The sequence below is a fragment of the Bacillus chungangensis genome, from assembly GCF_030812995.1.
Taxonomy (GTDB): Bacteria; Bacillota; Bacilli; order Bacillales; family Bacillaceae_C; genus Bacillus_CF; species Bacillus_CF chungangensis.
In genome coordinates this window covers 1-21,832 of record NZ_JAUSTT010000048.1, presented here as the reverse complement: position 1 = coordinate 21,832, position 21,832 = coordinate 1, and the positions used below count along the sequence as shown (strand labels likewise).

At 38.5% G+C, this 21,832-nt stretch carries 21 protein-coding genes; 18 read left to right on the top strand and 3 right to left on the bottom strand.

All coding sequences use genetic code 11. From position 1 onward, the window contains the following. Window positions 1–211 precede the first annotated feature (211 nt). From J2S08_RS21945 to J2S08_RS21915, 7 genes are all read left to right on the top strand, one after another. Window positions 212–445, top strand: a complete 234-nt coding sequence (locus J2S08_RS21945; protein ID WP_307233417.1) for a DUF896 domain-containing protein — start codon at window positions 212–214, stop codon at window positions 443–445. Between the two features lie 176 nt (window positions 446–621). Next, window positions 622–2,625 (top strand): transketolase, encoded by a 2,004-nt coding sequence (gene tkt, locus J2S08_RS21940; RefSeq protein ID WP_307233415.1) that lies wholly within the window; start codon window positions 622–624, stop codon window positions 2,623–2,625. 434 nt (window positions 2,626–3,059) lie between these two features. Beyond that, window positions 3,060–3,335 carry a zinc ribbon domain-containing protein gene (locus tag J2S08_RS22705; RefSeq protein ID WP_370875740.1) on the top strand — a complete coding sequence of 92 codons (276 nt, stop codon included), beginning with the start codon at window positions 3,060–3,062 and terminating at the stop codon, window positions 3,333–3,335. 71 nt (window positions 3,336–3,406) lie between these two features. Then, a complete protein-coding gene (sirA, locus tag J2S08_RS21930; protein ID WP_307233413.1) occupies window positions 3,407–3,919 on the top strand; it encodes a sporulation inhibitor of replication protein SirA in 513 nt (170 codons plus the stop codon). A gap of 254 nt (window positions 3,920–4,173) precedes the next feature. After that, window positions 4,174–4,392: a YneF family protein gene (locus J2S08_RS21925; protein ID WP_307233411.1), complete on the top strand. Its 219-nt coding sequence runs from the start codon at window positions 4,174–4,176 to the stop codon at window positions 4,390–4,392. 98 nt (window positions 4,393–4,490) lie between these two features. Beyond that, window positions 4,491–6,251: an ABC transporter transmembrane domain-containing protein gene (locus J2S08_RS21920; RefSeq protein WP_307233409.1), complete on the top strand. Its 1,761-nt coding sequence runs from the start codon at window positions 4,491–4,493 to the stop codon at window positions 6,249–6,251. 49 nt (window positions 6,252–6,300) lie between these two features. Beyond that, window positions 6,301–8,040: an ABC transporter ATP-binding protein gene (locus J2S08_RS21915; RefSeq protein ID WP_307233421.1), complete on the top strand. Its 1,740-nt coding sequence runs from the start codon at window positions 6,301–6,303 to the stop codon at window positions 8,038–8,040. A gap of 41 nt (window positions 8,041–8,081) precedes the next feature. On the opposite strand, the gene J2S08_RS21910 is transcribed toward J2S08_RS21915, so the two are convergent. Further along, window positions 8,082–8,297, bottom strand: coding sequence for an aspartyl-phosphate phosphatase Spo0E family protein (locus tag J2S08_RS21910; protein WP_307233407.1), 216 nt, complete (start codon window positions 8,295–8,297; stop codon window positions 8,082–8,084). Between the two features lie 272 nt (window positions 8,298–8,569). On the opposite strand from J2S08_RS21910, the gene J2S08_RS21905 reads away from it, so the two are divergent. Continuing rightward, window positions 8,570–9,277 (top strand): cytochrome c biogenesis CcdA family protein, encoded by a 708-nt coding sequence (locus J2S08_RS21905; protein WP_307233405.1) that lies wholly within the window; start codon window positions 8,570–8,572, stop codon window positions 9,275–9,277. A gap of 150 nt (window positions 9,278–9,427) precedes the next feature. Then, window positions 9,428–9,895 carry a CcdC family protein gene (locus J2S08_RS21900; RefSeq protein ID WP_307233403.1) on the top strand — a complete coding sequence of 156 codons (468 nt, stop codon included), beginning with the start codon at window positions 9,428–9,430 and terminating at the stop codon, window positions 9,893–9,895. A 106-nt stretch (window positions 9,896–10,001) separates the two neighbouring features. Here the strand turns inward: J2S08_RS21900 and J2S08_RS21895 are convergent, their stop codons facing one another. Then, on the bottom strand, window positions 10,002–10,427 hold the full coding sequence (locus J2S08_RS21895) for a DUF2621 domain-containing protein (protein WP_307233419.1): 426 nt from the start codon (window positions 10,425–10,427) through the stop codon (window positions 10,002–10,004). A gap of 776 nt (window positions 10,428–11,203) precedes the next feature. Between J2S08_RS21895 and J2S08_RS21890 the strand changes: the two genes are divergently transcribed. The 5 genes from J2S08_RS21890 (at window position 11,204) to J2S08_RS21870 (ending at window position 14,348) form a co-directional block, all read left to right on the top strand. Next, on the top strand, window positions 11,204–12,736 hold the full coding sequence (locus J2S08_RS21890) for an ABC-F family ATP-binding cassette domain-containing protein (RefSeq protein ID WP_307233401.1): 1,533 nt from the start codon (window positions 11,204–11,206) through the stop codon (window positions 12,734–12,736). 30 nt (window positions 12,737–12,766) lie between these two features. After that, a complete protein-coding gene (locus J2S08_RS21885; protein ID WP_307233399.1) occupies window positions 12,767–13,435 on the top strand; it encodes a CatB-related O-acetyltransferase in 669 nt (222 codons plus the stop codon). A 229-nt stretch (window positions 13,436–13,664) separates the two neighbouring features. Then, on the top strand, window positions 13,665–13,883 hold the full coding sequence (locus tag J2S08_RS21880; RefSeq protein ID WP_307233397.1) for a DUF1659 domain-containing protein: 219 nt from the start codon (window positions 13,665–13,667) through the stop codon (window positions 13,881–13,883). Window positions 13,884–13,921: 38 nt separating this feature from the next. Then, window positions 13,922–14,140, top strand: coding sequence for a DUF2922 domain-containing protein (locus J2S08_RS21875; protein WP_307233395.1), 219 nt, complete (start codon window positions 13,922–13,924; stop codon window positions 14,138–14,140). 67 nt (window positions 14,141–14,207) lie between these two features. Then, complete coding sequence (locus J2S08_RS21870) at window positions 14,208–14,348, top strand: YvrJ family protein (RefSeq protein ID WP_307233393.1); 141 nt, start codon at window positions 14,208–14,210, stop codon at window positions 14,346–14,348. Window positions 14,349–14,391: 43 nt separating this feature from the next. On the opposite strand, the gene J2S08_RS21865 is transcribed toward J2S08_RS21870, so the two are convergent. Then, window positions 14,392–15,432 (bottom strand): zinc-dependent alcohol dehydrogenase family protein, encoded by a 1,041-nt coding sequence (locus J2S08_RS21865; protein WP_307233391.1) that lies wholly within the window; start codon window positions 15,430–15,432, stop codon window positions 14,392–14,394. Window positions 15,433–15,768: 336 nt separating this feature from the next. Here J2S08_RS21865 and J2S08_RS21860 point away from each other — a divergent pair, with 336 nt between their 5' ends. The 4 genes from J2S08_RS21860 to J2S08_RS21845 all read left to right on the top strand — a co-directional run bounded on the left by J2S08_RS21860 (window position 15,769) and on the right by J2S08_RS21845 (window position 21,427). Then, complete coding sequence (locus J2S08_RS21860; protein WP_307233389.1) at window positions 15,769–16,914, top strand: exonuclease SbcCD subunit D; 1,146 nt, start codon at window positions 15,769–15,771, stop codon at window positions 16,912–16,914. Continuing rightward, window positions 16,911–20,042, top strand: coding sequence for an AAA family ATPase (locus J2S08_RS21855; protein ID WP_307233387.1), 3,132 nt, complete (start codon window positions 16,911–16,913; stop codon window positions 20,040–20,042). Before J2S08_RS21860 ends, J2S08_RS21855 begins: the two co-directional genes overlap by 4 nt. Window positions 20,043–20,090: 48 nt before the next feature. Next, window positions 20,091–20,924 (top strand): type II pantothenate kinase, encoded by an 834-nt coding sequence (gene coaW / locus J2S08_RS21850; protein ID WP_307233385.1) that lies wholly within the window; start codon window positions 20,091–20,093, stop codon window positions 20,922–20,924. Between the two features lie 164 nt (window positions 20,925–21,088). Further along, window positions 21,089–21,427: an ImmA/IrrE family metallo-endopeptidase gene (locus J2S08_RS21845; protein WP_307233383.1), complete on the top strand. Its 339-nt coding sequence runs from the start codon at window positions 21,089–21,091 to the stop codon at window positions 21,425–21,427. Window positions 21,428–21,832 lie beyond the last annotated feature (405 nt).

The following is a 21,832-nucleotide window of genomic DNA, read 5'->3' as shown; positions in this document are numbered from 1 at the left end:
TTGGTAAATATAGATAGCTAACAAAAGTATCTAGTTCCCAAGAAGCTCCCACTTCAATCAGACCGCAAGGTCGATAAGTGGTGAGTAGTTCACGGCATCATACGATGGCTGTTAAATGCTTGAAGGTGTTATACTAAGTGTATAATTAGCTGTATTAAATGACAACAGTTCAAGCTGTTGTCTATAAAATATAGATGAAAGGACTTTTTCAATGTTGTCAAAAGAGAAGATAAGCAGAATTAATGCACTATCAAAAAAAGCAAAAACAGAAGGATTGACGAAGGAAGAGGCAAAAGAGCAATCTCGATTGCGCGGTGAGTATTTACAAGCATTCCGTTCACAAATGAAAAAAACAATTGAAAATGTGAAGGTAGTTGATCCTGAAGGGAATGACGTAACTCCTGAAAAGGTACGACAAGCAAGGAAGAAAAAGCATCTACACTAAAGTTTTGGTTTATTGCCTTTATTTTTATTTTATTGGCAGAAGTGCCCATCTTTTTGTCATATTAAGAACTAATTTGTTCTTTATAGAAGAGAAAGACGATAATAAGTTGTTTTAAATAGCGAAGAAGATTAAAATTGGTATAGTAGTGAAATTATTGATAGAGAGGATGTTATAAGTTGTTTGATAAAATAGATGCATTAGCGGTCAACACCATTCGCACCTTATCAATCGACGCAATTGAAAAAGCTAATTCCGGCCACCCTGGATTGCCAATGGGAGCAGCACCAATGGCATATACGCTATGGTCGCGTTTCATGAATCATCACCCGAAAAATCCTAACTGGTTTAACCGAGATCGTTTCGTTCTGTCCGCTGGTCATGGTTCGATGCTTTTATATAGCTTGCTTCATTTATCGGGCTACGACGTCAGCATGGATGATATAAAAAATTTCCGCCAATGGGGAAGCAATACACCGGGGCATCCTGAATATGGATATACACCGGGAGTAGAAGCTACGACAGGACCTCTTGGACAAGGCATTGCAATGGCGGTTGGAATGGCTATGGCGGAGCGTCATCTAGCTGAAGTATATAATAGAGATGGTTTTTCTATTGTTGATCATTATACATACAGCCTGTGTGGTGATGGGGATTTAATGGAGGGGGTTTCTGCAGAGGCTGCCTCATTAGCAGCGCATTTAAAGCTTGGTCGTCTTATCGTCTTATATGACTCTAATGACATTTCATTAGATGGCGACTTAGATAAATCCTTTACTGAAAGTGTAAAAGGCCGTTTTGAAGCATATGGCTGGCAATACCTTCGAGTAGAAGATGGAAATAATCTAGATGAAATAGCGAAATCCATTGAAACAGCTAAAAAAGAAGATAGCCGTCCAACTTTAATCGAAATAAAGACAGTTATTGGCTATGGATCTCCTAATAAATCTGGTTCTGCTGCCTCTCACGGCGCACCGCTGGGGCAAGAGGAAATTAAGTTGACAAAAGATTATTATTCATGGACTTTTGAAGAGGATTTCCATGTTCCAAATGAAGTATATAAACATTTTGAAGAGCTGGTTATTGATAAAGGCGCTGTGAAGGAAAAAGAATGGAATGCATTGTTTGCTGAATATGAAAAGCAATACCCAGATTTAGCAGCTCAACTTACTTTAGCAATAAAAGGAGAGCTTCCAAAAGATTGGGACAAAGACATTCCAATTTATGAAACAGGAAAAGTCTTAGCAACTCGTGCATCCAGTGGGGAAGTATTAAATGCAATTGCTAAAAATGTTCCTTCATTATTAGGCGGTTCTGCTGACTTAGCAGGCTCTAACAATACAATGATCAAAGGAGAACCAGATTTTACACCTGAGACGTTTGCAGGAAGAAACATTTGGTTTGGCGTTCGCGAATTTGCAATGGGAGCAGCAATGAACGGAATGACCTTGCATGGAGGAGTAAAAGTTTTCGGTGGAACATTCTTTGTATTCTCCGACTATGTACGTCCAGCCATTCGTTTATCCGCATTGATGGAATTGCCTGTTACATTTGTATTCACGCATGATAGTATTGCTGTTGGCGAAGATGGACCAACACATGAACCGATTGAACACTTAGCTTCACTAAGAGCAATGCCAAATCTATCTGTTATTCGACCGGCTGACGGTAACGAAGCAGCAGCTGCATGGCGAATTGCAATGACTGCAACGAAAACACCAACTGTCTTAGTGTTAACACGCCAAGGGCTTCCGACGCTCCCAGCTACTGTTGAAGGAGCAGAAGCAGGTGTCGAAAAAGGTGCTTATGTAGTATCGCCTGCAAAAGGAGAACAGCCTGCAGCATTATTGCTGGCAACTGGATCAGAGGTAAGTTTAGCCGTAGAAGCACAAGCGACACTTGCTGAAGAAGGTATCGATGTTGCAGTCGTAAGTATGCCTTCTTGGGATCGATTCCGAGCACAGTCAAAGGCATATCAAGAATCTGTTCTGCCGCCGACTGTGAAAAAGCGTCTTGCCATTGAAATGGGCTCTTCTTTAGGGTGGGAGCGTTATACAGGAGATGAAGGCGACATTTTAGCAATTGATCGCTTTGGCGCTTCTGCACCAGGAAACAAAGTAATTTCAGAATATGGATTTACAGTTGAAAATGTAGTAAGCAGAGTCAAGGCACTCTTTAATTAAGCCGTAAACACGAAGGTGATGCAAAAGAACACAAGGCGGTTCTTTTGATCACCTTCTTCATTATTGAATAACATAAATTGGCGAGCAGTCGCCCACCTCATTGGTGGTGTGATGAATCGCCTTTTATTATCTTTTATGTTACTAACATTCTAATAATCATTCGTATCTTATTGCAGGATCATCATGTGTTTGTAACGAAATAAGTGATGGAAGATGAATTTCTGATTATTCCAAAAAACACCCCCGTACCCGGATAGAAGAGTCTTTCATGTTGGGATTCGTGATCAAGATCACATCAATACCATGCTCAAAACGACTCTAATCAGCATTATCTAAAAGTTTTTGTTTGCTATCTACTGGGAGAATCAAGAATACAAGGCAGACTGGTATGGGAAAAAATCATCAAAATAGATAATTGGCATCCATCTAGTTAAATTTGTTCTAAATGTGGAAATAAGGACGAAAAGAAACCTCTTTACATTCGAGAATGGACTTGTCCTGTTTGCGATGCCCACCATGACAAAGATGTAAACGCTAGCATCAGCATCTTGAAAGAAGGTAAGACAACTAGCATAAACCTATGTATATCCAAGAACCGTAGGAACTACGGGAATAGCCTAGGGTATAGAAGAGAAACCGCTGATTGTAAAGAAATACACAATCTAGTATGCGCTTTTTCCAGCAAGCCCCCACTTCTATGCGAAGCATAAGTGGGAGTCGTTCACGTTGTCGATTTTTTCAGAAGAAGATCGATAAAATAAGTGAAAAGGACTAGCAAATAGTGACAGCATCCATATCTTTTTTTGGTTATAATAAAATGAAAGCGATTGTTTCGGGGAGTGATGAATCAATCATGCGTTCTTACCAGATTTATTTAATAGAAGATGAATTCGCTGATTACTTTTATGGGAAAGAAAAAATGTTTTATCATTTATTTTCTGAATATGAGTATGCACCCGATGGCTTGAGAGATATTATTCGTAAACAGGTGCTTTATGTAACAAAACCATTGCCTTCTTTGTATATTCATCAAATTTTATTCCAAAACCTTCGCAAGAACAAAGATTTTCACTGTAAAGGAAATACATATTTTCTTGAATCAGCTTCATGCAGCAATGGAGTAAAACTCACTTTAAAAGGTGAATATTTGGAATTAATTGCTTGGGGCAACTTTGATGCAGAATCAATTTTTTTTAAAGCATTGCGGCACGTTGAAGGGAAATTATTAGCTGTTGATTTGGAGCATGGGCGCTACGGTTGGCTAAAGCCAAAAAAAATACGAAATTACGTCTGAAAGTGGGAAAGGAATCATTGTATAATGAGACAGGATTTAGTAAACTGTAAAGGGGCAATAAGAATAATATACAAAAGTAGCCCAAGCTCTTATACGGTGAGTGTTTAAAAAGTCATCATGGCACAGTCAGGTACAAAGGCCGCATTGCACGAGAAGCATATGTCCAGCCTTTACAAAGTCCTGCCATGGTTTTTTTAGAGTCTTTTTGAACATCATAAAATACCAAATGGAGTGAACATAAAGGAGGTAAGTATATGTGGTGGATGTATACACTCGTAGGAGTAATCGCGCTCTTAGCCGGTGTGGCTCTGGGATTTTTCATCGCGCGTAAATATATGATGAACTATTTAAAGAAAAACCCGCCTATCAATGAACAAATGTTAAAAATGATGATGATGCAAATGGGAATGAAACCATCCCAGAAAAAAATTAATCAAATGATGCAAGCAATGAGTAAACAACAAATGAAATAGATGAGACAAGCAATCATTATTTTTTTATGAAACGGGCGTCGTGATACGTCCGTTTTTTAGTAATCGCTCTTATAGACGGAAAATTCGGGGGAATGTCGATGAAAGTGTTTATTGATTTAAAATGGTTTTTTTTACAGGAAAAAAAATCATATCTTACTGGTACGATTCTGCTATCGATTGTAGCGTTTTTTGGTTTGCTGCCTCCAAAAATTATAGGGATGATTGTAGATGAGATTAGTAAACAAACATTGACGGCAGCTATTTTGATGAAATGGATCGTTGTCCTCATTGTAACGGCATTAATCATGTATATCCTCAGGTATTATTGGCGCATTATGATCTTTGGTTCATCGGTTAAACTGGCACGTCAGCTTCGTAATCGCCTTTACTATCATTTTACCAAGATGTCATCTTCTTTTTATCAACGATATCGAACTGGAGATTTGATGGCGCATGCAACGAATGATTTGCAGGCAATTCAAGGCGTCGCAGGGTCAGGAGTTTTGACATTAGTTGATTCTTTATTGACTGGCGGGTTTGTTGTCATTGCTATGGCTGCAACGATTAGTTGGAAACTGACGCTTATTGCGCTTATACCAATGCCATTCATGGCGTTATTGACCAATTATTATGGCTCTCTTCTTCATAAGCGATTTCATTATGCTCAAGCAGCTTTTTCATCTTTAAACGATAAAGTGCAGGAAAGCATCACTGGAATCAAAGTAATCAAAACATTTGGACAAGAAAAAGAGGATATTGCAGCTTTTCGCTTGCAATCAGAAGATGTTGTGAAGAAAAATGTTGCGGTTGCTCGGGTTGATGCCTTATTTGATCCTACCATCTCCCTTATTGTCGGAACGTCCTTTTTTCTTTCCGTTGCTTTTGGTGCTCGCTTCGTGTTGGCTGGAGAGATGACAATTGGAGAACTGATCTCTTTTACGGCGTATCTTGGTTTGCTCATTTGGCCAATGCTTGCGTTTGGATTTCTCTTTAATATTATGGAACGCGGCCGTGCTTCCTATGATCGAGTTGAAAAGCTATTGTCTGAAAGAGCAGAGATAGAAGAAGATGATCGTGCATTGTCTGTCGTTCCTTCAGGGAACATTGTCTATGATATTGAATCTTTCACTTATCCAAATGAAGTTCAGCCAGTTCTACGAAATATTCACTTTGAACTAAGAAAGGGAGAGACATTGGGAGTTGTTGGGAAAACTGGTGCTGGCAAAACAACGTTGATAAAGCTGCTTTTTCGTGAATTTGAAGGGATAAAAGGAAATCTGCTTTTTGGAGGCAAAAACATACAAGACTATAAGGTTGATAGACTGCGAGAAGCGATAGGCTACGTTCCTCAGGATCAGTTTCTTTTCTCAGCAACAGTTGGAGAGAATATTGCTTTTGGCGCACCAGCATTTGGTCAAGCACAACGTGAAGCAGTCGCAAAAATGGCACAAATTCATAATGATATTTTGCAATTTTCGGAGGGCTATGACACTCTCGTAGGAGAGAGGGGCGTAGCGCTTTCTGGAGGGCAACGGCAGCGGATTTCGATTGCTCGTGCACTCATACTGAATCCGGAAGTACTGATTTTGGATGATGCGTTATCAGCAGTAGATGCAAAAACAGAAGAAGCAATTTTACACTCATTAAAACAGGAGCGGACAGGGAAAACAACGATGATTACTTCCCATCGTTTAAGTGCTATTAAACATGCTGATCTTATCCTTGTGATGGATCAAGGAACGATAGTTGAAAGTGGTAGACATGAAGAGTTGATGGAAAAAGAAGGCTGGTATCAAAAGATGTATATGCACCAGCAGCTTGAGGAACTAGTGGAACAAGGAGGAAAGCACCTTGAATAATCAAAAATTGCTGTCAGGAGTGAATCAACGCAAAACATTATTGCGTCTAATGTCCTATACAAAGCCACACTTAAAAACGATTATTTTGGCTTTTTTCTTCCTTTTTTTAGCAACCATTGGGCAGGTTTTAGGTCCCATCTTGGTGAAAATATTTATCGATGATTATTTGGCGTTGCGTTATTTCCCCTATCAACCTTTGCTTGCGTTAGCATTATCCTATATTGGTATTCAAATATTGTCTACGATTCTTTCTTATATTCAGCTTGTCAAATTTCAAGAAGTGGCTCTTCGGATTATTCAGCAGCTGCGTGTCGATATTTTTTCAAAAGTACAGTCGCTCGGTATGCGCTACTTCGATCAGCAGCCAGTAGGTGGGATTGTATCGAGGATTACAAACGATACGGAAGCGATAAAAGAAATGTTTGTAGACGTGCTGGTTTCTTTTATTCAGGGGGCATTTCTATTAATTGGCATCTTTATTGCTATGTTTATTTTACATGCAAAATTAGCATTTTTTTGTTTATTGATTTTACCAATTTTATTTATTATTATGCGGCTTTATCAGAAGTATAGTACTGTATTTTACCAGTCTCTTCGTGAACGTTTAAGTGAATTGAATGCAAAACTTAACGAATCTATTCAGGGGATGTCAATGATTCAGATCTTTCGACAAGAACAAAGAATGCGAAAGGAGTTTTCTGAAATCAATGACAAGCATTATCAAGCTGGGATGAAAAATATTAAAATCGATGGGTTGCTGTTAAGGCCTGCTGTCGATTTAGTCTATTTTTTTGCATTGATCATTGTACTGAGTTTTTTTGGCATCAGTTCTTTCCAAAGTCCGATTGAAATTGGTGTTTTGTACGCGTTTGTGAATTATTTAGATCGTTTTTTTGAGCCGATTAATAATATGATGATGCGTCTTTCTTTTTATCAGCAAGCAATAGTCGCTTCCTCACGTGTATTTGCTGTTCTTGATGAAACGGAGTTAACCCCTCAACAACACAGTGAACATAGGCTTGAAGTAAAGGATGGAGAAATCGAATTTCGCAATGTTAGTTTCTCCTATGATGGGAAACGTGACGTATTAAAAAACATATCGTTTATTGCCAAGCCTGGTGAGACAGTCGCACTTGTTGGTCATACAGGCAGTGGAAAAAGTTCTATTATCAATTTATTCATGCGTTTTTATGAATTTGAAAGAGGATCTATTTTAATCGATGGCCGTTCTATTAAGGACTATCCAATGCAAGCTTTACGTGAGAGAATAGGACTCGTATTGCAAGATCCGTTTTTGTTTTATGGGACTGTAAAAGATAATATCCGTTTATATCATTCTAACTTGTCTGATGCGGATATAAAGGATGCTGCTGATTTTGTACAAGCCCATCCATTTATTATGGCATTACCAGATGGATATGATCATAAAGTAGTTGAAAGAGGCTCGACCTTATCGAGCGGCCAGCGGCAATTGATTGCTTTTGCACGTACAATTGCAACAAATCCGAAAATATTAGTGCTGGATGAAGCAACAGCAAATATCGATACTGAAACAGAAGAAGCGATACAAATGGCTCTTGAGAAAATGCGGAAAGGCCGTACAACAATCGCGATCGCCCATCGTTTATCTACTATTCAAGATGCAAATCTTATTTTAGTGCTTCATCATGGCGAGGTTGTAGAACGAGGGACACATCAGGAACTTCTTGCTATGCAAGGACTCTATTATAAAATGTATTTATTACAAAATGGCTTAACAGACAAAATCGGGGGAATGGTTAGCAGGTAATGAAAATAACAAAAGCGAGTGAAAGTGGGCTTCACTCGCCTTTAACACCGATTTGTTTCACTGAAGCAAACAAAAACTTTTCGGCGCTGTTTGTTTAATTTCCCAGTATCTAGGAGACGGTGATATTCATTTAATAAAGAGTCAAGTTCTTGGCTATAATGTATCGCAGTCGTTGAACGCAGACCTTGTGCGTGCACAATGTCTATAAGTTCTGCTCGCTTGATTTCAATTTTTTTTAAAAGCTCATTGTTGTCCACGAAAATGTAATCCCCTTGTCCATTTTTAATGATGTATGACCTCTTACAAAGATAGTATAACCAATCATTTACAAATTTACAAAAGTAAATCCTTCCAAATACTTTTTTTGACCTGATTTCATACTTTTGTCATAAATAGAGAAATGCCTGTAACCATCAGCTTAATGATGTTTATTCCGACAAAATGGCTTACCTTCTTCGGTTCAAATTCGTCATTTCTTCACAAATATTTGTTAGAATAGAAACAAACCAAGATAGGAGTGGTGGTATTAATGACGGATATCAATATTTTCTTCGCGCTGGGCGCAGGTTTTCTAAGCTTTATTTCGCCTTGTTGTTTACCGCTGTATCCCGCATTTATTTCATACATAACCGGAATGTCATTAACTGAATTAAAAGAAGAAAATGCGATGTTTCGGCGCCGCAGCATGCTGCATACGCTTTTCTTTCTCATTGGTTTTTCAATTGTTTTTATCGCGCTTGGGTTTACAACCTCTTTTATTGGCGACTTTTTCAACCAATATCAAAACCTTATCCGTCAATTAGGCGCTATATTTATTGTTGTATTCGGTTTAATTGTCATTGGTGTTTTTAAACCTGAAGCGCTTATGAAAGATCGTCGTATTTCTTTTAAAAATCGTCCTACTGGCTATCTTGGGTCCTCATTAATTGGATTAGCTTTTGCGGCTGGCTGGACGCCATGTACTGGTCCTATTTTAGGAATAGTAATTACACTAGCCGCTACGAACCCAAGTTCTGCTATGATATATATGATCGCTTATATATTAGGTTTTGCTATTCCATTTTTCATTCTGTCATTCTTTATTGGTAAGATGCAGTGGATTCGCAAGCATAATGTAAAAATCGTGAAAATCGGCGGAATGTTGATGGTTATGATGGGAGTTTTCCTTTTCTTTGACTGGATGACGAAAATCACCAGCTACTTAACAGCATTATTTGGGGGCTGGACGGGATTTTAAATTCCAATAAGAAGAACAATCGACGCAGCGGTTTTTTAGCTGCTTCCTTTACAGTTGAGTTGCAAACGCTTTTGCACCGTGTAAATATCAGTTATAATGAAGGATGAGTAGTTGAACAGCTCGACATTGGGAAGAGAAGGATGATGTACCATGAAAATAATTGCTCCATCCATTATTGCACTGTTAATGGGATTTGGTGCATTATTTGTTCGTATGAAAGCTGCTAAAAAGCCAGCTTCCGCAAAAAAAATAATTTTGCCGCCTATCTTTATGAGTACAGGAGCACTTATGTTTCTTTTTGAACCATTTCGAGTAGCGCCAATGCAAGTACTGGAAGCAGTGGCAGTAGGCATGCTGTTTTCAATCTTTTTGATTAAAACCTCTAAGTTTGAAATCAGAGACAATGAAATATATTTAAAGCGCTCAAAGTCATTTGCATTTATTCTTATAGGCTTATTGATTTTGCGGATTATTTTAAAATTAATTTTAAGCAGCACAATTGAGGTTGGCGAGCTTGGCGGGATGTTTTGGATTCTAGCGTTTGGGATGATTGTACCGTGGCGAGTAGCGATGTATATTCAATATCGCAAATTAATGCAGAGGGTTATGACAACATAGCATAATAAAAAAAGACAGCTGTTGCATTGCTGTCTTTTTTTAAGCGATTATTTTTTCAACAATCAGCACTATTAGAAGAAAAAAGGAGACTCATCTGCCAGTATAACTAGAATAAGTGCTCATAAGGCTTTATATCAATCTCCATTTTCGCTAGTTTTTTGCGCAAAAATTTATGATCGCGCTTTGGTGTTGCTAAAATATAACCTTTGATTATATGCTCCTGTGTAATTTCTTTCGCTTTATCCTTTAAAGCTAGTTCTCCAATTTTGCCGGCTATTTTTTGGCGGGCGACATCTCGAAATAGCTCTGGAACTGGACTGACTAAATCATCTAACAAAGCAGCATTGTTCTTCGTCCATAATTCGATCGTTTCTTTTACGTAATATTCTTCCCAGTCCATATCTGATTTTCCATCTGCTTTCGGCATGCGTTTGAGAAATTTCCGGAACATAAAAAAGCCGCCTATAGCAAACAAAGAAATTAAGATGACAACCCAAAATAAAATAAACCATAAAAACCAGCCTTTGAGCAGCATGTTCAACACCCCTATTACCTTTAACTTCTAACCTATATTATAGCCAATTTTGAAAGGCATGCCAAAGAAATGATAGGTGTACCATATTGCATGAATAACGGTGACACTTCCATCAATGAGGGTTTTCTCTCATCCCCACTGATAAGAAGTAGAGCACTTTTTTGGGGGGCGATGCGATTCAAGAAGCTTTCCTTATCCTGTTGGCCCGAAGCAAACGCGTTTCTGATTCCTCTTACTCCCTAAGGTAGGGTCTGACTGCCAGTTAAATGTGGGAATGAAAAATAGATGGCTGCTATTAGGAAGGCAAAGATGATAGGGGTTGACATCAAGAAAAAGGATACGTATAATTCAAAATATGCAACAATAAAAATTGATGATGAGGTGGAAAGGATATGAAATTTTTATCGACTGTTCTTATTAGAGATTTAGCTTAATACGGGAGAAGTATGCCCATTTTTAAGTATAAGCTAATCAGAGAACAGTAGATAAATCACTCTTATCCCTTTTTGCTAAAGTTATATACCGTGGGTAAGGTGTGTTCACTTTACTCATTTTTATATGGAATGGGTAAGGTATGTCAACCTTGCCTATTTTTTATGCAATAGGTAGGGTGTATTCGCCTTACCTATTTTTGATTATTATGGATAACTTATGTGTAAATTACTGATATTATTGGCAACAGATACATTATAACCAATCAAATGAAATGAATATCATTTATCAGGCTGTTCTCCTGATTAGCTTTGAGCACGAAGCGAAAAGGAGAGATTTAAATGAGTATATTATCAGTTGAAAATGTGACTCATATGTATGGAGATAAAATAAATTTTCAAAATATAACCTTTCGATTGCTGCGAGGAGAGCATGTTGGTCTTGTTGGTGATAATGGTGCTGGGAAATCGACGCTGCTAAGATTATTAGCAGGAGAATTACTGCCTGATAGAGGAAAAATAACTTGGTTTCCTCATGTGAAAGTCGGTTATTTACAGCAGCAATATGACTTAAAACAAGGAACAACCATCATGCAATTTTTAAAGAAAGCTTATGCGCATCTTTATGAGATCGAACAAAAAATGCAGCAAATCACTGAGAAGATGACTGTTGAGGAAGAACGTCTTGAACAATTAATCACTCAATATGGTGAATGGCAGAGTATACTTGATCGTGCTAACTTTTACCATCTGGATGCGAAGATAGAAGCAGTCGCAGCAGGATTGGGCATCATAGACATTGGCATGAATCGTGATGTAGCATCACTAAGCGGAGGCCAACGAACAAAATTATTATTGGGAAAGCTGTTATTAGAAGAACCGGATGTATTATTGCTTGATGAGCCGACCAATTATCTTGATGATGTGCATATTCAATGGCTAGTCAATTACTTAAAAAATGACGAAAATGCCTTTATCGTAGTGTCGCACGACGAATGGTTTTTAAATGAGACGACAACTGTCATTTATCATTTAGCACATCAAACAATGAAACGTTATAAAGGAAATTATCAATCATTTAAAAAAAGTTATGTACAAAGTAAGCAGCAACTGCAATTGGCATACGAAAAGCAGCAGAAAGAAATTCAGAAACTAGAGACTTTTATTGAAAAAAATCGCGTTCGGAAAGCAAAGCAAGCAAAAAGTCGAGAAAAAGCATTAGGAAAAATAGAGCGCGTTGAAAAACCCGCACCTACTGCCCGGCCGCGTTTTGCCTTTCACGCTCACGGTCAAGCAGCAAATAAGATTTTAGATGCAAAAGATTTACAAATTGGCTATCAAGAACCTTTATTTGCACCTGTTCATTTACAAATTAATTGCGGCGAAAAAATTGCACTTGTTGGTTATAACGGGATTGGAAAATCAACAATGTTGAAAACAATATTAGGGCTTATCCAACCTTTAAAAGGGCAAGTACAATTAGGCGAAGGGGTAAAAGCGGCCTATTTTGCTCAAGAAGATGTTGTCTCGGAACAGACCCCTCTTGATCGATTATGGTCGTTGCGCCCTGAACTGACACAAAAAGAAATCCGCAGAATGCTTTCCTACTCTGGTTTAAAAGAAGAGCACATGAGGAAATCAATTTGTACATTAAGTGGTGGAGAACAAGCGAAAGTACGTTTGTGTCAACTGATGTTAACTGAAAGTAATGTCCTTGTTTTAGATGAACCGACAAACCATTTAGACATTCATACGAAGGAAGCATTAAAAGAAGCGCTTACGCGTTATTTAGGAACCATTCTTCTCGTTTCACATGAACCAGCGTTTTATGAAGATTGGGTCACTCAAGTTTGGCAAGTTGAGGATTGGTGCTAAGATCATTAGGAAAAGGAGACTCAATAGAAAATGAATGAACCTGTTTTTGAAAACTGGTCTAGAGGATATGTCATTAAAGATCATATAACAAACAAAAATATTGAGGTTGGTGATTACTCGTATTATTCAGGGTATTATCATCAGAAGCACTTTGAAGATTATTGTGTAAGGTATCTTTCTCCCGATTTAGACGACGTAGATAAATTGATTATCGGCAAGTTTTGTTCAATAGGTTCTGGTGCAACATTCATTATGAGTGGAAATCAAGGACATAGAAGTGATTGGATTTCAACTTATCCATTCTTTTTCACTCCAGATTTAAATGAAAAAGCAGTAAACGGATACCAAGAAAAAGGCGATACAATTGTTGGAAATGATGTTTGGATCGGATCTGAAGCAATGATAATGCCGGGTGTAACGATAGGCAATGGGGCAGTAATTGCTGCTCGAGCAGTCGTGGCGAAAGATGTGCCTCCGTATACGATTGTTGGAGGAAATCCAGCTAAAGAAATAAGAAAAAGATTTACAAATGAAGAAATCCAAATGTTGCTGCAGTCTAAGTGGTGGGATTTAGAGATAGACATCATAAAAAAACACATTCCATTACTATGCAGCAGTAATGTTAAAGATTTTATTGCTTCTATCAATAAAGAAAAAGAATCATTGTACAATACAAATGATGTGAACGATGTGATATAAACCAATTCTTTATTACAATGAACAATTTTATTCGTTGGTAAAGGGGCTGTTTGAATTCGGGCCTTCACTTGTTTCGCTTCCGAGACAGCCCTACAATATTATTTTTATCAATTTTTGTCTGCTGCTTTATAGTGATGAAAGCGGCAGACTTTTTTTATAGATTATGACAATTTAGGGTGTCTTTTATCAAGATAACGCTCTATAAAGAAGGCAGAGGGAGGTGATAAGCATGGTTCAAGCAAAGTTAAGAGAAACGAAATTAAAATTGGTTTTCAGCAATGGGGTAGATGATAATGGAAATCCAAACCTACAAAATAAAACATATCAGTATATTAATCTTCAGGCGACCCCAGATCAGTTGCATGAGACAGCAGTGGCAATTGCAGTGCTAACAGTAAATCCTCTAGAATATGTGGAGCGTATTGATAGTTCTGAAATACGAGTATAAGGACTGTAAAACATTTGGAGCAAGGGGAGGGAAGAAATTTGAAAGTTTTAGAATTAATATTTAACACGGATGATGGGAAAACAGCGCGTCTTGCTATTGAGAATCCAGTAGAACCTGTTGATGTGGAAAAGGTAAAATCATCAATGGAAACGATTATTCACAACAATGTTTTTACTATGTCTTCGGGAGCAGCTTATTCTAGCGTAAAGGGAGCACGTTTAGTAGAACGAAGAGTGACAGAACTTACTGTGGGATAAATGCTTTCTGCCCTGCCAGCCAAAGGTGGGGCATTATTAACTGGTTGAGATCAGTGGGGGGATGAGCATGGAGCAATTGCTGCCATTCATCGGAGAAATTGGTTTCCCAATACTGGTTGCGCTCTATTTACTTTATCGGATTGAAACAAGGATAGATACGATCATCCAAATGATTAAGAATTTGCCAGAACGAATAAAACACAAGTAAAGGAAAAATGAGGCGGGATAAAAGCCGCCTCATTTTCTTAACATTATTCTGCTTCAAGAATTACTTTTAATGCCTTTTCATCGGCAGCGTTTTCAAAAACTTCATAAGCCTTCATCATATCATCTAATTTAAAACGATGCGTAACTAATTTTTCAGGCTGTATTTTACCAGATTGTACTGTTTTTAAGAGCATTGAAGTTGAATTCGTGTCTACTAAGCCAGTTGTCAGTGTGATGTTATGAATCCATAACTTTTCAAGGTGTAAATCCACTTTCACTCCGTGTACGCCCATATTTGCAATATGCCCTCCAGGCGCAACGATATGTTGACATATATCAAAAGTAACAGGGATGCCGACTGCTTCCATTGCTACATCTACTCCTACTTGATTTGTATATTCCATTACTTTTTCAATTGTGTTCCCATCAGCGCTGTTAATTATCTTCGTTGCACCAAACTCTTTTGCTACAGCTAATCGATTATCATCCAGATCGATCATAATGATTTCTGATGGAGAGTAAAATTGAGCTCCCAACATTGCAGACAGTCCGATTGGGCCAGCCCCAACGATTGCGATCGTATCGCCCGGTTTCACTTCTCCTTTTAGAACACCAATTTCGAAACCAGTTGGAACAATATCACTTAACATTACTAATGCTTCATCTTTTACACCTTCAGGCATATGGTATAAGCTCGTATCACCAAATGGAATGCGTACATATTCAGCTTGGGTGCCGTCAATAAGATGGCCTAAAATCCAGCCGCCATTGTCACAATGAGAGTACATTTGCTTTTTGCAATAATCGCAAGTCCCGCATGAAGTGACACATGAAATAATGACACGATCCCCAACTTTGAAATTTTTAACAGAATCTCCAACCTCTTCAACAATCCCGACACCTTCATGACCAAGTGTACGACCACTTGTTACTGCAGGAACATCTCCTTTAAGGATATGTAAATCTGTACCGCAAATAGTTGTCTTTGTGATTTTTACAATCACATCCGTTGCTTCTTGTATTGTTGGTTTTTCTTTTTCTTCCCATTCTTTTTTCCCAGGCCCATGATAAACTAGTGCTTTCATGATGTACCCTCCTGTTAGATATCGTTTTTTCTATTATGGCTTACATCAGTATTGATTATCCAAATAAGAAAAACTTGGTCCTTAGAGCACTCATTTTCATTCAAAAAAATGATATGAATACAGATATGTGATGATAGCATTGTTAAATGGACGAGTTTAAGAAAATGGAGTACGATACTTAAAAACACAATTGTAAAGAGTAAATTTTTTACCTCACATTTAGCCGTTCTAGAGGTAGCGGATTTTCCGTTTCTAGCACGAGATCCTGATGAGGAGATTACCTCCTCTGATGGAAGTTTTAACTTTATTGTGTTCAAATGAAAAGAGGTGTTCGGTATGAAAATCATTCATACAGCTGATTGGCACTTAGGAAAGCTCGTTCATGGCGTTTATATGACAGAAGATCAGCGTCATGTATTGCAGCAATTTATTGAGCTCGTTGCAGAAGAGAAGCCAGATGCAGTCATTATTGCAGGCGATATTTATGACCGTTCTGTCCCGCCGTTAGAAGCAGTATCACTGCTTGATGAAGTGCTTTTTAAGATCAATGTAGCGTTAAAAACGCCTGTATTTGCAATAGCAGGCAATCATGATAGTCCAGAGCGATTAGCTTTTGGAGCGACTTGGTATCGAGAAAGTAAATTTTATATGCAGGGCAAACTTAGTAAAAAGATGACTCCTACCCATTTGAATGGCGTCAATTTTTACTTAATCCCATATGCAGAACCAGGAGTTGTCCGCGATTTGTTTGACGATGATAGCATCCATTCGCATCAAGATGCGATGCAGCGCATTGTTGGAGAAATAGAAAAGACAATGACAACAACTGAACCGAATATCTTCATTGGACACGCCTTTGTACTTGGCGGCAAGACGACTGATTCGGAGCGTATACTGTCTGTGGGTGGTTCAGGATGTGTAAATAGTGAGGTTTTCTCTCCTTTTACTTATAACGCGCTAGGTCATTTACATCATCCGAATGCCATTCATCACGAGACGATCCGTTATGCTGGGTCGCTGCTTAAATATTCTTTTTCAGAAGCAAATCAGCGGAAATCCATTTCAATCATTCATATAGAAAACAATGGTGCTATTGAAATTGAAGAAAGAATATTAACACCTAAACGTGATATGCGGGAAATAAAAGGTTATTTATCTGAGTTATTAGACCCGGCTTTTTATGAAAAACAGCGCAGCGATGATTATTTGAAAGTGACGCTGCTCGACGAAGGGGCGCTTCTTGATCCAATGGGGAAACTTCGGCAAGTGTATCCAAATGTGCTGCATTTAGAAAGGAATATTGATCTTGTTGATATGCGGCAAAAAAACAACTTTCAGGCTATTGCTATCCAGCAGAAAAATGAATTGGAACTGTTTGAGCAATTTTATACACAAATAACGACTGCACCATTTACGGAAGAAAAACGCACAGTGATGGCAAGTGTCATCGATGATGTGAAAAGGGGAGCGGAGAAGTCTTGAGGCCTTTGAAATTAATGATGCAAGCATTTGGACCATATGCACAAAAAGAAATAATTGATTTCACAAAGTTAGGAAATCGTACGATGTTTGTTATTTCTGGAAAAACAGGGGCGGGAAAAACAACTATTTTTGACGGAATTAGCTACGCTATTTATGGACGAGCAAGCGGAAATGATCGAGATGGCAGCGGGCTTCGCAGTCAATTTGCTCAAGATGAGCTAATGACAGAGGTTGCGTTGACTTTTACTTTGCGAAATAAAGAATATTATATTTGGCGTTCGCCTCAACAAGAAAAAAAGAAAGCGCGCGGCGATGGCTATACAACGATTGGCGCTAAAGCCGAACTGTATTTTGTAGAAAATGGCGAACGACACTTGCTTGCCGCAAATGTCCGTGATACAGATGAAAAAATCAAAGAAATCATTCAGCTTGATGCAAATCAATTTCGGCAAATTTTAATGATTCCTCAAGGTGAATTTCGGAAACTATTAACTTCTGATAGCAAAGAAAAGGAAGTTATCTTACAAAGGCTTTTTCGAACAGAACAGTTTAAACAAATGGAAGAACACCTGCGGGAAGAAGCAATGATATTAAAGAGAAGTGTAGAATCACATACAGATTATCGCCTTCAATTATTAAGAGGTGCAATGCATCAAGAAAATGAAGAACTTGCAGCAGCACTAGATGCGGATATACCAAATGATCGAAAAATCGTTGTTTTGTTAGAAGATGAAATAAAGCAGTTGTCCCAGCAAATCTTCTTATTAAAAAAAGAGGTTGTTATTAAACAGCAGGAACGTGATCTAGCAAAGCAGCATGTCGATCAAGCAGCAGAAGTGTTGAGGCAAATTGCTGAGAAAGAAGCGTTAGAGAAGGAAAAAGATAGCTTGCTGGCTCAAAAAGAGGCGATAAATAAGAAGAAAGCGGAAATCAGTGCAGCTCAAAAGGCAGCGAGGCTCGGTCAGCAAGAAACGATATGCCATCGGTTAAAAGATCGGTTGACACAAGTTGAAAAGGAATGGGAAAATGCGCAACAGCGTATGGAAAAAGTACATATATCGCTTCAAAAAACAAAAGAACGATACGAAAACGAATTAAGCAAGGAAGAGGAACGCAGCAAGCTGAGAGAAGAGATTGTAAAACTTGGTGCGTTGAAAGAGGATGTTGATGCATTAGCGTTTTGTCAGCAAGAAACGATCTTACTGCAAAAGCAGAAGGAGACACTGGATGCTGAAATTGCCAACAGCAAAGAAAAGCTACGATATAACGAAAAAGTAATAATGGAGTTAAAAAACAAACAATCAGTACTTGAAAAGCAGCAGTTAGAAAGCTTTGAAAACGAAAAAAAATTAGATCATATGAAGACTAAAACAGCTTTACTAACAAAGTTCGCCTCATCATTAAAAAAATGTGAACAGACAAAGCACAACCTTCGATTACATGCAGAAACATACGAACAAAAGCAAAAACATTATAAACATCAGCTCCAGGCATTTGCATTGCTTGAATCAAAATGGCGTAATGGCCAAGCAGGCATGCTGGCTCAATCACTTGTCGATGGAGAAGGGTGTCCTGTATGTGGGGCAGTCCATCATCCATTCCCTGCACAAATGAATGACGACATGCCGACGGAAGCAAGTTTAAATGCAGCAAAAACTGTGCTAGAAAAGTTAGAAAAAGAAAAAGCGCAAGCGGAAAGAAACTGGATTGCAATTGAAACGCAATATCGTCATGAGAAGACAGCACTTGAAGAACAGATGATGGAAATAACGAACTTGATGCCAAACTTTAAGGTGCATGAGACAAAAGAGAGGCTGCAACATTTAGAAAAAGAACAGCAAGTGACAGCTGCCCTTTTAAAAGAACAAAAGACAGCGATCTTAGCCTTGGATACGATGGGAGATCGAATTAAATATGAAGAGGAGCAGCTGCTGGTGCAAAAAAATAGCCTAGATAATCAGATGGAAGAAGGCTTAAAGCTTCATCATGCTTATACTGAAAAACGCATTGTATTGGACAGATTGTTACAGGCGATTCCAGAAAAGATTCGTTCAAAACAGCAGTATCAGCAGCTGCTTCAGAATAAGCAGGCTTTGTATAAACAATTAGAGGCTGCACTTGAAGCAGCTCAGCAAGCTTATCAGCGTGAGAAAGAGCAATTTTCTGCCTCCCAAGAAGCGGAAAAACAGCTTCGATTGCAGGCCGAACAAGCAAAAATAGCTTTAGATAAAGAGCGAGAAGCATTTATCAATTTAATGGAAGAGGAGGGCTTCGCCGCTTATCGTGATTACAAAGAAGCGAAACGCCCACAAGCAGCCATCACTGAAATGGAAGAGCAGGTTCAACACTATGGTGAAATGCTGCGGTCAGTAATCGACCGTTTTCAAGCGATGTCTGACAAATTGGATGGAGTAAAATCGCCTAATTTGCAGGCGCTGCAAACTGCTTTGACAGAAACGGAAGCCGCTTTAGCACATTTAACAGAGCAGCAAATGAAGATGAGTAGTTATTTGGAGAGAAATAAAGAAATCATTGGGCTAGTTAAGAAAATCAATGAAGAACTGCAAGAGGCTGAGGAAAAGTATCATTTGATTGGCCACTTAGCTGACATTGCCCGCGGACAAAATACTTCCAAGCTTACATTTGAACGCTTTGTATTAGCAGCCTTCCTAGATGATATTTTAAGAGCAGCTAATACACGATTAACAAAAATGACAAATGGCCGCTATCAACTGCTGCGTAAAATGGAACGTTCGAAAGGCAATATTCAGAGCGGTCTCGAGCTATTAGTTTTTGATCAATATACTGGTCAAGAGCGTCATGTGAAGACCCTTTCTGGGGGAGAAAGTTTTAAAGCAGCGCTAGCCTTGGCTCTAGGTTTAGCCGATGTTGTTCAACAATATGCAGGCGGTGTGTCGTTGGAAACGATGTTTATTGATGAAGGCTTTGGAACACTTGACCCTGAATCATTAGACAATGCTATTGAAGCGTTGATGGACATTCAGAGCAACGGCAGACTCGTCGGTATTATATCCCATGTTCCAGAATTAAAAGAGCGGATTGATGCCAGACTAGAAGTGACAAGTTCACAGCAAGGGAGCAAAACAGCATTTCATTTTATGGGATAATCATCGACATTCAATTTCCATCCTGTTTTCAAGGAAAGGAGCTTTCAAATGGTTGAAAGAGTTGGAATAGATGCTGGTGGAACGTTTATAAAAATCGCTTATTATGATAAGGGAGAGCGTCTGCACTTAAAATCATATGCAACGAGTGAGATTGAAGAAACGTCAAAATGGATTCATCTATTAACAGGCGATTCAGAACTGGTATTAACCGGAGGAAAAGCTGGGAAATTAGCAGAGCTGCTTCCTATGAGGGAGATAAAAATGGTGGCAGAATTTGAAGCAACCTGTATTGGAGCAGCTTATCTCCTTCAGGAAATGTGTACGAAAGCGCTGGATAGATTTGTTCTTGTTTCCATTGGAACGGGTACATCTATCCATATCATTGATCACAAACAGTTTCAACGCGTAATTGGAAGCGGGATCGGCGGCGGCATGTTAATGGGATTGGGGAAGCTTTTGACTGGCGAACATTCATTTTCAAAACTTGTAGAAATGGCGAAGGCAGGGAATAGGCATCAAATGGATGTGTTAGTAAGCGATATTTACTCCTCATTTAAGTCGCCCATCTCTGGCGATTTAACTGCTGCCAATTTTGGACATGCTCATAAGCTAGCCCATCCAAATGGCAACGATGCAATGGCGGCATTAATCAATTTCATTGCTGAGACGATTGTTTTATTAGCAACCCAAGTTGCTGAGAAGCATCAGATGAAACAGATCGTTTTTGTGGGCGGCACACTATCACAGAATGAGCCGTTGCAAAAAATGATTCGCAATTTTGAAAAGCTTATTGGATTTGAAGCATTATTCCTTAAAAACGGTACTCATGCAGGTGCACTTGGTGCACTTTTAGGTGAATGGCCTCATTTTAATAATAGCTAAATGGAGAAATGGTTACATAATGAACAGAGTATGCTCTTTTTACTCTGACAGTGCAGGGAACTAGTAGGGAGGATCCATACTTTCTTTATCAGTGGCTTGATCGTAAGCAAATAAGTATATTCTGATTGTTCGATGGTTAAAGTGTGGAAAAAAGAGGTGATAAAGTGATTCCGAGAACATTAAAAGTGGCAGGAGTAGACTACGACATTAGAGTAGTAGATGAAATTGAAAATAATCGGAACAATATGGGCGTTACACTTCATCAAAAATCAGTTATACAAATTAAGCGAAATATGTCAGAAGACAAGCAAGAGCAGGCGTTCATACATGAACTGCTGCACGCATGCTTCTATGAAGCGGGATATAAGGAATTCACAGAAGATATGATCAATAGAGTAGGGACTATTCTTCATCAAGTATTAAGAGACAATGACATCCTTTTGAAAAATGATCTTATGCTAGGTGGATGTGAAAAGAGACTATTGGGGGCGAGAGAAATTTGACACACCTATTCTAGAAGGGAAACAAAATCACGCTAAAGAATTCTTGCTGTTCATGCCAGTGTTCAAAATTGTCACTGTAACGACGGACTAAAATCAAGACTACAAGCACAAGCATGCTGACGGATGGTAACTAGGATAAGACTGCACAACTTATTTAGTGTAAATTGAAATGTCGTTAAAGATGTTACTGTAGGTTCGGAAGTTGATACGGCAAAAAAGCTTTTTCGTTTTGGAAAGCTAGATGTATATAGAACGAATTGACACCTTTTACACTAGCATCAGTCTGAATGTTTTCTAAACAAGAAATTACAAGAGGCTGGGACATAACTAGCTTCTAAATAATGAGAAAAGTGAATTTGAGGATCCTCAAATTCACTTTTCTCTATTTTGCGTGTAAATATTTCT

What these genes read in the sequence shown, in the direction of transcription:
- J2S08_RS21945 (WP_307233417.1), top strand. Translation starts at nt 212, where the DNA reads ATGTTGTCAAAAGAGAAGATAAGCAGAATTAATGCACTATCAAAAAAA.
- J2S08_RS21925 (WP_307233411.1), top strand. Translation starts at nt 4,174, where the DNA reads ATGTGGTGGATGTATACACTCGTAGGAGTAATCGCGCTCTTAGCCGGT.
- J2S08_RS21920 (WP_307233409.1), top strand. Translation starts at nt 4,491, where the DNA reads ATGAAAGTGTTTATTGATTTAAAATGGTTTTTTTTACAGGAAAAAAAA.
- J2S08_RS21915 (WP_307233421.1), top strand. Translation starts at nt 6,301, where the DNA reads ATGTCCTATACAAAGCCACACTTAAAAACGATTATTTTGGCTTTTTTC.
- J2S08_RS21905 (WP_307233405.1), top strand. Translation starts at nt 8,570, where the DNA reads ATGACGGATATCAATATTTTCTTCGCGCTGGGCGCAGGTTTTCTAAGC.
- J2S08_RS21900 (WP_307233403.1), top strand. Translation starts at nt 9,428, where the DNA reads ATGAAAATAATTGCTCCATCCATTATTGCACTGTTAATGGGATTTGGT.
- J2S08_RS21890 (WP_307233401.1), top strand. Translation starts at nt 11,204, where the DNA reads ATGAGTATATTATCAGTTGAAAATGTGACTCATATGTATGGAGATAAA.
- J2S08_RS21885 (WP_307233399.1), top strand. Translation starts at nt 12,767, where the DNA reads ATGAATGAACCTGTTTTTGAAAACTGGTCTAGAGGATATGTCATTAAA.
- J2S08_RS21880 (WP_307233397.1), top strand. Translation starts at nt 13,665, where the DNA reads ATGGTTCAAGCAAAGTTAAGAGAAACGAAATTAAAATTGGTTTTCAGC.
- J2S08_RS21870 (WP_307233393.1), top strand. Translation starts at nt 14,208, where the DNA reads ATGGAGCAATTGCTGCCATTCATCGGAGAAATTGGTTTCCCAATACTG.
- J2S08_RS21865 (WP_307233391.1), bottom strand. Translation starts at nt 15,432, where the DNA reads ATGAAAGCACTAGTTTATCATGGGCCTGGGAAAAAAGAATGGGAAGAA.
- J2S08_RS21860 (WP_307233389.1), top strand. Translation starts at nt 15,769, where the DNA reads ATGAAAATCATTCATACAGCTGATTGGCACTTAGGAAAGCTCGTTCAT.
- coaW (WP_307233385.1), top strand. Translation starts at nt 20,091, where the DNA reads ATGGTTGAAAGAGTTGGAATAGATGCTGGTGGAACGTTTATAAAAATC.